This is a genomic window from Sphingomonas abaci (assembly GCF_014199625.1).
Lineage (GTDB): Bacteria > Pseudomonadota > Alphaproteobacteria > Sphingomonadales > Sphingomonadaceae > Sphingomonas > Sphingomonas abaci.
The window spans coordinates 251361-262459 of sequence record NZ_JACHNY010000005.1 but is presented as its reverse complement, the minus strand read 5'-3'; the positions used below and the strand labels follow the sequence as shown (position 1 = coordinate 262459).

Sequence of the window (11099 nt, the reverse complement as noted above, 5' to 3'; positions counted from 1 at the left end):
TCATGGGCAAGCTCAACGACCTCAGCGCCGCCGGCACCGCCGTGTGGCTGGATTTCGTCGATCGCAAGTTCCTGGAGGCTGGTGGCCTCCAGACGCTGGTCGACGAGGACGGCCTGACCGGCGTCACCTCTAACCCGTCGATCTTCGAAAAGGCGATGGGGCATGGCGACGCCTATGACGAGACGCTCGCCGCCTTCGACAAGGAGCATCCCGGCGCGGCGACGATCGACCGCTACGAACATCTGGCGATCCAGGACATCAAGGCCGCGGCGGAGACGCTGAAGCCCGTCTATGACCGGCTCGACGCCAAGGACGGCTATGTCAGCCTGGAAGTGTCGCCCTATATCGCCGACGATACCGACGCGACGATCGCCGAGGCCGAGAAGCTGTGGCATGCGGTCGACCGGCCCAACCTGATGATCAAGATTCCCGGCACGCCGGCCGGCGCGCCCGCCATCGCCGCGACGATCGCCAAGGGGATCAACGTGAACGTCACGCTGCTCTTCTCGCAGGAGGACTACCAGCGCGTCGCCGAGGCCTATGCCACCGGTCTGGAGGAGCGCGTCCGCCAGGGCCAGCCGATCGACCGGATCGCGAGCGTCGCCAGCTTCTTCATCAGCCGCATCGACGCCGAGATCGACGGCGCGATCGACAAGCGGCTTGCCGCCGGCGACGCGGAGGCCGAGGCGCTGACGGCGATCAAGGGCAAGGTGGCGATCGCCAACGCCAAGCTCGCCTATGCCTGGTATCAGGACTTCATCGCCTCGGACCGCTGGCAGGCGCTGGCGGCGAAGGGCGCGCAGCCGCAGCGGCTGCTCTGGGCGTCGACAGGCACCAAGAACCCCGACTATCCCGACACGCTCTACGTCGACACGCTGATCGGGCCGGAAACGGTCAACACGATGCCGCCCAAGACCATGGATGCGTTCCGCGATCATGGCACGGTCGCGGAGACGCTGACCCAGGATGTCGAGGGGGCGCGCCACGTCATCGCGGAGGTCGAGCGGCTCGGCCTGGACCTGAACGGCGTCACCGGCCGGCTGGTCGAGGCGGGCGTCGCATCCTTTGCGGGCGCGTTCGACGACCTGCTGGGCGCGATCGCCAAGAAGCAGCCGGCGACGGCCTGAACGGGTGGGAGGGTGGCCGGTCGGGCAACCCTCCCTTTTCGATCATCGGGCGATGACGCGCATTGATCGGCTGGGTCCCGCGCAACCATCGGCCCACCGCCGGGTTTCACCACGGCGGATGCGGACAGGATTGATGTACATGAAGATCGGAATGATCGGCCTCGGTCGTATGGGCGGCAACATGGCGCGCCGGCTGATGGCGGGCGGACACCAGGTCGTCGCCTATGACCGCGACGCGGATGCGGTCGCCAAGCTGACCGCCGATGGCGCGGAAGGCGTCGGCTCGCTCGACGCGGTGCGCGACAAGCTCGACACCCCGGCCATCTGGTGGGTGATGCTGCCCGCCGGCGAGATCACCGAGGGCACGATCGCGCAGATCGCCGAGAAGGCGAAGGCCGGCGACATCATCATCGATGGCGGCAACAGCTTCTACAAGGACGATATCCGCCGTGCGAAGATGCTGCGCGACAAGGGTATCGAGTATGTCGATGTCGGTACGTCGGGCGGCGTCTGGGGCAAGGAGCGCGGCTATTGCATGATGATCGGCGCGGAGCCGGGGATCATGGAGCATCTTGATCCGATATTCGAGACGCTGGCGCCTGGCGCCGGCACCATCCCCCGCACGCCCGGCCGCATTGCGGAGAAGGTCGATCAGCGCGCCGAGAAGGGATATATCCATGCCGGACCGGCCGGTGCGGGTCATTTTGTCAAGATGATCCACAACGGCATCGAATATGGCCTCATGCAGGCCTATGCCGAGGGTTTCGATATCCTGAAGTCGAAGAACAGCGACAAGCTGCCCGAGGACGAGCGCTTCGATCTCAACCTGACCGACATCGCCGAAGTCTGGCGGCGCGGATCGGTCATCTCCTCCTGGCTGCTCGATCTCACCGCCATCGCACTGGCCAAGGACGAGATGTTGGCGCAGTTCAGTGGCCATGTAGCCGACTCCGGCGAGGGCCAATGGACGATCGACGCGGCGATGGAGGAAAAGGTGCCGGCCAATGTGCTGACCGCCTCGCTCTTTGCGCGCTATCGCAGCCGGGTCGAGCATACCTTCGGCGACCAGGTGCTTTCGGCGATGCGCTTCGGCTTTGGCGGACACGTCGAAATCCCACAATAATCCTCTTGGTTCGAAGATGCGGGCGACCGCCGGAAAAGGAAGTACAGGCGCATGGCCATCCGGTTGCTGGTGTCCGATGTCGATGGAACGCTGGTCGATCCGCAGAAGCAGTTGACCGATGGCGTGATCGCCGCCGTCGGCCGGCTGCGCGCGGCCGGCGTGGGCTTCACCATCATCTCCGCGCGACCGCGCTCCGGCTTGATGCCGATCGCCGAGGCGCTGTCGCTCGACGAGCCGATCGGTGCGTTCAACGGCGGCATCGTCTTCCGCCGGTCGGGCGAGGTGATGGCGCATCACCGCGTCGCGGCCGATGTGGCGCGGGGCATCTGGGACATGATCGGGGACGCGCCGGTCGACCGCTGGGTCTTCGCCGACGACCGCTGGTACGCCTCGACCGACCAGGGCGTGCATGTCGAGCATGAGCGCCGTGCCTCCGCGCAGGAGCCGGTCGTCACGCAGGATTTCGATGCGCTGCTCAGTCGCGCCGACAAGATCACTTTCGTAAGCGACGACCAGCCGCTGCTGCGCGCGCTGACCGAGCGGGTCGTGCCCGAATATGGCGCGCGGGCGACCGTGGTGCAGAGCCAGACCTATTATCTCGACATCACCGCGCCGGAAGCGAACAAGGGCGCCGGCATCACGCAGCTAGCCGAGGCGTTCGGGATCACGCTGACCGAGACGGCGGCGATCGGGGACCAGGCCAACGACCTGGCGATGCTGGAGAAAGCCGGGCTGGCCATCGTCATGGGCAATGCGCCGGACGCGGTGAAGGCCAAGGCCGACCAGGTCAGCCTCGGCAACGACCAGGACGGCGTGGCGTATGCGATCGATCACTTCATACTCGAAAAAGGGCAATAATCGATGAAGCAACTGGTCGCCTTCGACCTGGACGGCACGCTGGCCGAGAGCAAGCAGCCCCTGAAGGACAGCATGGGCGAGGCCTTGGCCGACCTGCTGACGGTCGCGCATGTCGCGGTCATCTCGGGTGGCGACTGGCCGCAATTCGACAAGCAGGTCGCCAGCCGCCTGCCCGAGCGCGCCGACCGGTCGAAGCTGTGGCTGATGCCGACCACCGGCACCAAGCTTTACACTTATGGCGATGGCCGGTGGAACACCGTCTATGCGCAGCTCTTCTCCGACGCGCAGAAGGCTGCGATCATCGACGCGTTCCACGCCTCGCTGGAGGCGACCGGCTTCGTCCCCGAACAGACCTGGGGCGAGCGGATCGAGGATCGCGGCAGCCAGATCACCTTTTCCGCGCTCGGTCAGCAGGCGCCGCTGGAGGCGAAGGAGCATTGGGACCCGGATTTCGCCAAGCGCAAGGTGATCCAGGCCGATCTGCGCCAGCGCCTGCCCGATCTGTCGATCAACATGGGCGGCGCGACCTCGATCGACATCACGCAGAAGGGCGTCGACAAGGCTTATGGCCTCAAGCGGCTGCGCGATGAGAGCGGCATCCCGCTGGATGCGATGATGTTCATCGGTGACGCGATCTTCCCCGGCGGCAACGACTATCCGGCCAAGGAACTCGGGCTGGATACGGTCAAGGTTCGCGATCCCGACGAAACGCTCAGCGTGATCGCCGCGATCGTCGCCTGCCAGAAGTGACAGGCTAATACAGATGAAGGCGCGGGGGAGACCTGAGGGCTACATGCATCTGTCTCCCCTGGCATTTATAGTGTGCATAATCTTCGATCGCCCGTATCCATGAATTTAGACCCAGTGCATCGCGTACTGCCCGCCGAACGGTATCACGCGTTGTTCGACACGATCGATGCTGGTTTCTGCATCATCGAAGTGCTCTTCGACGACGGCCGCCCGTGCGATTACCGCTTTCTCGAAGTGAACGCTGCCTATGAGCGACAGACTGGGCTGCGAGACGTGCTCGGCCGAACGGCGCGCGAGCTGGTCCCGGGGTTGGAGCAGGTGTGGTTCGACACCTATGGCCGCGTCGCCACCACGCGCGAGCCGACCCGATTCGACAACGCCTCCGAGGCGATGGGCCGGTGGTTCGAGGTCCATGCCTTTCCGGTCGGCGAGCCGGAGCGGCATCTGGTCGGCATCCTTTTCACCGACGTCACCGAACGGCGACTGAGCGAACGGGCGCTGCGCGAGAGCGAGGAGCGGTTGGAGCAGGCGCTGTCCGCCGGTGGCGGCATCGGCACCTGGGACTGGGACGTGCCCAACGACCGGGTCTATGCCGACGAACGCTTCGCGACGCTGTATGGCGTCGACCCGGACCTGGCGCGGGCGGGCGCGCCGGTCGGTGAGTTCTTCCACGGCATCCATCCGCACGACCGGGCCCGCGTCGAGGCGGAGATCGCCGCGGTGCTGGCGAGCGGCGGCACCTTTGTCAGCCAATATCGGCTGATGCAGCCGGACGGATCGATCCGCTGGGCGGCGGCGCAGGGCCAGTGCCGGCTGGGGATCGACGGCCGGCCGCTCCGCTTCCCCGGCGTCACCTTCGACATTACCCGGTCCAAGCATGATGCGATCCGCCAGGCCGCACTCCTGTCGCTGGGCGACCATATCCGCGACTTGTCCGATCCGGCGCGGATCGCCGCCTGCGGCGCGGAGATCCTGGCGCGGACGCTGGACGTCAGTCGCGCCGGCTATGGCATCATCGACACGCTGGCCGAAACCATCCTGATCGAGCAGGACTGGAATGCCGACGGGGTCGGCAGCATCGCCGGCATGCTGCGCTTCCGCGACTTCGGCAGCTATATCGACGATCTGAAGCGTGGCGAGACGGCGATCGTCCATGACGCGCGGACGGATCCCCGCACCCGCGACACCGCGCAGGCGCTCGCCGCGATCCAGGCGACCAGCTTCGTCAACATGCCGATCGTCGAGCAGGGGCGGTTCGTCGCGCTGTTCTTCGCCAACCATGCCGAGCCGCGGCACTGGAGCGAGGACGATCTGGCGTTGATGCGCGACACCGCCGAACGCGTCCGCGTCGCCACCGAACGCGCCCGCGCCGAGGCGGAACGCGCCCGGCTGACCGAGACGCTGGAGGAGCAGGTCGCCGTGCGCACGCGCGAGCTGATGCAGGCCGAGGAGGCGCTCCGCCAGAGTCAGAAGATGGAGGCGGTCGGCCAGTTGACCGGCGGTCTGGCTCATGACTTCAACAACCTGCTGACCGGCATCATCGGCAGCCTGGAGATGCTGTCGATTCGCATCGCGCAGGGGCGGATGGCCGATGTCGACCGGTATTCGCTGGCGGCGCAGGGCGCGGCCAAACGGGCGGCGGCGCTGACCCACCGGTTGCTCGCCTTTTCGCGTCGACAGACGCTGGACCCCAAGCCGACCGACATCAACCGGCTGGTGTCGGGCATGGAGGACCTGGTCCGCCGCACCGTCGGCCCCGAGATCGAGGTGGAGGCGGTGACCGCTGCGGGGCTGTGGCCGACGCTCGTCGATCCGAACCAGCTTGAGAATGCGCTGCTCAACCTGTGCATCAACGCGCGAGACGCGATGCCCGATGGCGGCCGGCTGACGATCGAGACCGGCAATCGCTGGCTCGACATGCGCACCGCGAAAGAGCGCGACATGGAGCCGGGCCAATATGTCTCGCTCTGCGTCACCGACACCGGCACCGGCATGACGCCGGAGGTGATCGCCAAGGCGTTCGACCCCTTCTTCACCACCAAGCCGCTGGGCGTCGGCACCGGTCTTGGCCTGTCGATGATCTATGGCTTCGCCCGCCAGTCGGGCGGTCAGGTGCGCATCTATTCGGAGATCGGCGAGGGATCGATGGTCTGCGTCTACCTGCCCCGCCATCTCGGCGCGGCGGAGACGGTGGCGGACATGCCCGACCTGACCGACGCCCCGCGCGCGGCGGCCGGCGAGACGGTGCTGGTGGTCGATGACGAGCCGACCGTCCGAATGCTGGTGATCGAGGTGCTGGAGGAGCTGGGCTATGCCGCGATCGAGGCGGCGGACGGCGCGTCAGGGCTCAAGATCCTGCGCTCCGATCAGCGCATCGATCTGCTCGTGTCGGATGTCGGCTTGCCGGGCGGAATGAACGGCAGGCAGATGGCCGATGCGGGCCGGGAGGGGCGCCCCGACCTGAAGGTCCTGTTCATCACCGGCTATGCGGAGAATGCGGTGATCGGCAATGGCCAGCTCGACGCCGGGATGCACGTCATGACCAAGCCTTTCGCCATGGAGGCGCTGGCCGCGCGGATCCGGGAGCTGATCGAGCGGCCCTGACCGCGCGGCTCAGTCGACGGTGAAAGCGTAGCTGCCCGTCGCATGGTCGCCCTTGCCCGACAGGACATGCCAGTCGACGCGGTACGTGCCCGGCGCCAGCGGCCTGGCCAGCGTTACCCCCAAGCCGTTGCCGGTCGGCGTGACGCTGGCCTTCGCGCCCGTCACCGGCATCGGCGCATGGGCCATGCCGCCCATGCCGGTCATCGCGATGGTCGCGGTCGACAGGCGCGGCATCACCCGCTCGCTGAAGCGCAGGTCGATCCGGCTCGGAGCGGTGACCTTGGCGTCAGCGGCTGGCGTGGCGGAGATCAGGGTCGGTGCCGCGAGCACGGGGGCGGCCAGGGTCGCGGCGGCGAGCAGCAGGGGTAGGCGGATCATGGCAGGATGCTCCAGGGCAGCGATCGGGGACAGGGGAGCGAAGTGAGGGCAGGCGACGGCGGCTTCAAGCCCCTTGCAGACCAGCAGAATTAGTGGCTGCTCGCCTGGTCTGCGCCGATCCCCGTTTCCGCCCGCACCCGCTGCGCGTCATAGCCCGACCGGTCGACGATGCCCCGCGCGCTGCGATCGGTGACCGAGACCAGCCAGATCGTCAGGAAGGCGAGCGGCATCGAGAAGATCGTCGGCGAGGAGAAGGGGAACACCGGCTCGGCATGGCTCAGCACCGCGACCCAAACGGCCGGCGACAGGATGGTGAGCACCAGCGCCAGACCCAGCCCCAGGCAACCGCCCGCGACCAGGCCGCGCGTCGTCGCCCCCCGCCACAGCAGCGACAGGAGCAGCACCGGGAAATTGCCCGATGCCGCGACGGCAAAGGCCAGGCTGACCATGAAGGCGACATTCTGCTTCTCGAACAGGATGCCGAGCGCGATCGCCGCGACGGCCAGGACCAGCACGGTGCGCCGCGACACACGCAGTTCGGCGGCGCTGTCCGCCTGTCCCTTGCGGACCACGGTGGCGTAGAGGTCGTGCGACACCGCCGACGCGCCCGACAGCGTCAGCCCCGCGACGACCGCCAGGATCGTCGCGAAGGCGACCGCCGAGATGAAGCCGAGGAACAGGTTGCCGCCGACCGCATGGGCCAGGTGGATCGCCGCCATGTTGCCGCCGCCGATCAAGGCGCCTGCGCCGTCCAGATAGCGCGGGTCGGTCGCCACCATCACGATCGCGCCAAAGCCGATGATGAAGGTGAGCAGGTAGAAATAGCCGATCCACCCCGTCGCCCACAGCACCGAGCTGCGCGCCGCGCCGGCATCGGGCACGGTGAAGAAGCGCATCAGGATGTGCGGCAGGCCGGCGGTGCCGAACATCAGCGCCATGCCGAACGACAGGGCGCTGACCGGGTCCTTGATGAAATTGCCCGGACCCATGATCGACCGGCCGGCGGCTTGGGCGACGGCGGCGGTCTCACCGGCGCGGGTGGCGAGCATCGTCTTTACCGCGACCGCGTCCGCGAACATCGCCTCGGGCGAGAAGCCGTAGCGGGCCAGCACCATCGCCGCCATGAAGCTGGCGCTGCCCAGCAGCAGCACCGCCTTGATGATCTGGACCCAAGTGGTGGCCGTCATGCCGCCGAACAGGACATAGAGGGTCATCAGCACGCCGACGATCACCACCGCATATTCATAGCGGAGGCCGAACAGCAATTTGATGAGCTGGCCCGCGCCGACCATCTGCGCGATCAGGTAGAAAAGCACGACGACCAGGGTGCTGACCGCCGCGAAGCTGCGTACCGGGGTCTGCGCGAAGCGGAACGAGGCGACATCGGCGAAAGTGTATCGGCCCAGGTTCCGCACCCGCTCCGCCATCAGGAACAGGATGATCGGCCAGCCGACCAGGAAGCCGATCGAATAGATCAGCCCGTCGAAGCCGTCCTTGAAGATCTGCGCCGAAATGCCAAGGAAGGAGGCGGCCGACATGAAGTCGCCCGCGATCGCCAGCCCGTTCTGGAAGCCGGTGATGCCCCCGCCCGCCGTATAGAAGTCGGCGGCGGTGCGCGTCCGCCGCGCCGCCCAGCGGGTGATCGCCAGGGTCAGGGCGGCGAAGGCGGCGAACATGCCGATCGCCGTCCAGTTGGTTGCCTGCTGCACCGTCGGCCCGGTCAGGGCATCGGCGCGGGCAATGCCGGGCAGGGATAGGGCGAGGAGCGTGACGACGAGTCGGATCACGCCCGATGATCCCGCACCAGCGCGGCCACCGCCGCGTCGAAGTCGCGATTGGCGCGGCGGACATAGATGCCGGTCAACGCGATCGCGAGCAGGATCAGCGCAAAGCCGAGCACGATGCCGAGCGAGGTGACGCCGCCGGACCGGATCGGCCGCGCCAGCAAGGCCTTGTCGAATGCGACCAGCAGGATGAAACCGAAATAGGCGACCAGCATCACCGCGGTCAGCCCGAGCGTGAACCGCCCCCGTCGTTGCAACAGCGCGCCGTAGCGCGGGTCGGCGGCGATCCGCGCCGCCCGATCGGTATCCCCCACACCGCTCTCCTTATCCCGGTTCCAGCCGATGCTTCGGCCTGGTAGCGCGATCATGCGGAAAGCGGCGCGGGGTGCAAGGATTATTCCGCTTCGGACTGATTGCCCGTCTCGGGCAGGGGCGGCGCGGCATCGTCGCCGCGCTTGGCGCGAGCGGTCATGCCCGTGGCCGATGCATCGTCCAGCATCTGCTGGTCGACGCTCGGTTCGGGGGGCGGCGGCGGGGCCGGCTCGGCTTCGGCCATGTTGGTGTCCGGCTCGGCGATGTTGGCCGCTTCGGCGGTCGGCTCGGGCGTCGGTTCCTCGACCGGCGCGTCGGCATAATTTTCGGTCGGGGCCGGCTCCGGCTCGGAGCGGGAACAGCCGGACAGGCCGAGGGCGAGGAGGCTGGCGGCCGCGACCGGCAGCGATAGGCGATGAAAGGTCTTGCGCATGGAAACGGTCCTACACGGCATGTCCGGGGATAGGCGAGCGCCTTATCGCGCCGCCAGCGACTGGCGCGCGGCGGACCGCGCCTCGATCTTGCTCGCCAGCGTCGCGTCCCAGCCATAGGGATCGTCGCGGAAGCCGACCACGCCGTCCGCATTGGCGAAAGCGGTCCAGTAGAGCAGATAGACCGCGACCGGCTCCGCCATCGTCGCCCGCACCGTCTTGCCCGAGGCCAGCACGCCATCGACCGCCGCCGGCTGCCAGTCGGGCGAAGTCTTGAGCATCAGCGCGGCGAGGTCGGCCGGCTTCTCCAGCCGGACGCAGCCATGGCTCGCCAGCCGGTCGAAGCGGGAAAAGCCCGACTGCGCCGGCGTGTCGTGGAGATACACGGCGAAGTCGTTGGGGAAGTCGAACTTGAACCGGCCGAGCGCGCTCTTCTCCGAATTCTGCTGGAGCCGCTTGCCGCCATTGCCGGTGTCGATGATGCGGAAGCCGTTGCGCTTCAGATAGCCGGGATTGGCCTTCTCCTTCGGCCACAGCTCCTTGGTGGCGATCGACTCGGGTACGTTCCAAGGCGGATTGAGCACGACGCTGTGGATCGAGGAGACCAGCATCGGCGTCTCGTTGCCGGGCCGGCCCGTCACCGCCTTCATCGACAGCGTGGGCGCGTCGCCGTCGAATACGGTCAGCACGGCGGCGGCGATGTTCACCTGCACGCGCTTCTGCTCCAGATGGTCGGGCAGCCAGCGCCACCGTTCCATGTTGGCGGCGATTTCGCGCATCCGCGTCGTCACCGGCACGTTGAGCGCGGCGATCGTCTGTGTCCCGACCGTGCCGACCGGGTTCAGGCCATAGCGGCGCTGGGCACGGCGTACCGCCTCCAGCAAGGCCGCGTCGAACCGGTTGCCGGTGGCGGTGACGGCGGGGTCCTCCATCGCCAGCCGCTGGCGGAGCGCGGCGACACCGGGGCCACTTTTGCCATAGGCCATGTCGGCGGTGGCGACGAGCGGCTGCCAGCCGCCGGCGGCCGCCATCGCGCGGTAGCGGGCAAGCCCGGCGACGAGCGCGTCATAGCCGGCATAGGGCGGCGGCAGCGACGCGATCCAGGCCGCCAGCTTGTCGCGCTTCACCGCGTCGGCGAAGGCGGGCAGCGGGTCGTAGCTCTGCGGACGGATACCCCAGTCGCGCTGGAAGTCGCCGGGATCGAGCCGGCCGACATGGACGGCATGGGCATGGTCCAGAGCGATGCGGACCAAGGCCTCGGGCGACGACGCGCTCAGGTCGCGCGGCGCGCCCTGGCGCAGGCCTTGCGCGATCTCGTCACGGGCGATCAACTGGGCCAGCTGGCGCGCCTGCGCCGAGGTCAGCGTCGGCAGCGCCGGCGGCATGACCGGCGGGGCGACGGGCTGCATCACCGTCGGCACAACCGGCGGCGGGACGATCTGCGGCGTAGTGGCCGGAGCCGGCGCCGGCATGACGGGCGGCACGATCTGCGCGACGGCAGAGGTCCAGCTGGTCGCGAGCAGCGCGCCGAAGCCGATGGCGCGTGCCCCCTGGCGGCGGACGGACGAACGCGCCCGGCCATCCCAAATCGTCATGGTCTGAAAGTCCCTGCCTGTCATGCCGGCCCCTGTGCCCGGCCCATTACTACGCCAAGCTGAACGAGCGTACAGATTCTTCGATGCGTCTCCATGCGCTATGGCGGCCACGCTGCGACATGGATGCCACAGGGGGG

10 protein-coding genes are annotated in these 11099 nt (G+C 67.9%); 5 read left to right on the top strand and 5 right to left on the bottom strand.

The genetic code is table 11. The features are described from left to right. The first annotated feature begins 2 nt into the window (after positions 1–2). From tal to GGQ96_RS13470, 5 genes are all read left to right on the top strand, one after another. Positions 3–1127, top strand: coding sequence for a transaldolase (gene tal, locus GGQ96_RS13490; protein ID WP_184115578.1), 1125 nt, complete (start codon positions 3–5; stop codon positions 1125–1127). 118 nt (positions 1128–1245) lie between these two features. Next, positions 1246–2250 carry a phosphogluconate dehydrogenase (NAD(+)-dependent, decarboxylating) gene (gene gnd, locus GGQ96_RS13485; protein ID WP_184115576.1) on the top strand — a complete coding sequence of 335 codons (1005 nt, stop codon included), beginning with the start codon at positions 1246–1248 and terminating at the stop codon, positions 2248–2250. 51 nt (positions 2251–2301) lie between these two features. After that, the gene (locus tag GGQ96_RS13480; protein WP_184115574.1) at positions 2302–3108 is read left to right on the top strand and encodes a Cof-type HAD-IIB family hydrolase; all 807 of its coding nucleotides are present in this window, start codon (positions 2302–2304) and stop codon (positions 3106–3108) included. 3 nt (positions 3109–3111) lie between these two features. Beyond that, the gene (locus tag GGQ96_RS13475) at positions 3112–3858 is read left to right on the top strand and encodes an HAD-IIB family hydrolase (protein WP_184115572.1); all 747 of its coding nucleotides are present in this window, start codon (positions 3112–3114) and stop codon (positions 3856–3858) included. 99 nt (positions 3859–3957) lie between these two features. Beyond that, entirely contained in the window at positions 3958–6462 is a 2505-nt protein-coding gene (locus tag GGQ96_RS13470; protein ID WP_184115570.1) for an ATP-binding protein, read from the top strand. Positions 6463–6471: 9 nt separating this feature from the next. On the opposite strand, the gene copC is transcribed toward GGQ96_RS13470, so the two are convergent. The 5 genes from copC to GGQ96_RS13445 form a co-directional block, all read right to left on the bottom strand. Next, entirely contained in the window at positions 6472–6840 is a 369-nt protein-coding gene (gene copC, locus GGQ96_RS13465) for a copper homeostasis periplasmic binding protein CopC (protein WP_184115569.1), read from the bottom strand. Between the two features lie 89 nt (positions 6841–6929). Continuing rightward, the gene (locus GGQ96_RS13460; protein WP_184115567.1) at positions 6930–8627 is read right to left on the bottom strand and encodes a cation/acetate symporter ActP; all 1698 of its coding nucleotides are present in this window, start codon (positions 8625–8627) and stop codon (positions 6930–6932) included. Further along, on the bottom strand, positions 8624–8992 hold the full coding sequence (locus tag GGQ96_RS13455; RefSeq protein WP_184115565.1) for a DUF485 domain-containing protein: 369 nt from the start codon (positions 8990–8992) through the stop codon (positions 8624–8626). Before GGQ96_RS13455 ends, GGQ96_RS13460 begins: the two co-directional genes overlap by 4 nt. Before the next feature lie 26 nt (positions 8993–9018). Then, a complete protein-coding gene (locus GGQ96_RS13450; protein WP_184115563.1) occupies positions 9019–9369 on the bottom strand; it encodes a hypothetical protein in 351 nt (116 codons plus the stop codon). Positions 9370–9411: 42 nt separating this feature from the next. After that, positions 9412–10962 (bottom strand): L,D-transpeptidase family protein, encoded by a 1551-nt coding sequence (locus GGQ96_RS13445; protein WP_184115561.1) that lies wholly within the window; start codon positions 10960–10962, stop codon positions 9412–9414. Positions 10963–11099: the final 137 nt, after the last annotated feature.

Bases quoted from the DNA above. Each gene is read 5' to 3' on its own strand.
- GGQ96_RS13450 (WP_184115563.1), bottom strand. From the start codon at position 9,369: ATGCGCAAGACCTTTCATCGCCTATCGCTGCCGGTCGCGGCCGCCAGC.
- GGQ96_RS13445 (WP_184115561.1), bottom strand. From the start codon at position 10,962: ATGACGATTTGGGATGGCCGGGCGCGTTCGTCCGTCCGCCGCCAGGGG.
- GGQ96_RS13475 (WP_184115572.1), top strand. From the start codon at position 3,112: ATGAAGCAACTGGTCGCCTTCGACCTGGACGGCACGCTGGCCGAGAGC.
- tal (WP_184115578.1), top strand. From the start codon at position 3: ATGGGCAAGCTCAACGACCTCAGCGCCGCCGGCACCGCCGTGTGGCTG.
- gnd (WP_184115576.1), top strand. From the start codon at position 1,246: ATGCGGACAGGATTGATGTACATGAAGATCGGAATGATCGGCCTCGGT.
- copC (WP_184115569.1), bottom strand. From the start codon at position 6,840: ATGATCCGCCTACCCCTGCTGCTCGCCGCCGCGACCCTGGCCGCCCCC.
- GGQ96_RS13480 (WP_184115574.1), top strand. From the start codon at position 2,302: ATGGCCATCCGGTTGCTGGTGTCCGATGTCGATGGAACGCTGGTCGAT.
- GGQ96_RS13455 (WP_184115565.1), bottom strand. From the start codon at position 8,992: ATGATCGCGCTACCAGGCCGAAGCATCGGCTGGAACCGGGATAAGGAG.
- GGQ96_RS13470 (WP_184115570.1), top strand. From the start codon at position 3,958: ATGAATTTAGACCCAGTGCATCGCGTACTGCCCGCCGAACGGTATCAC.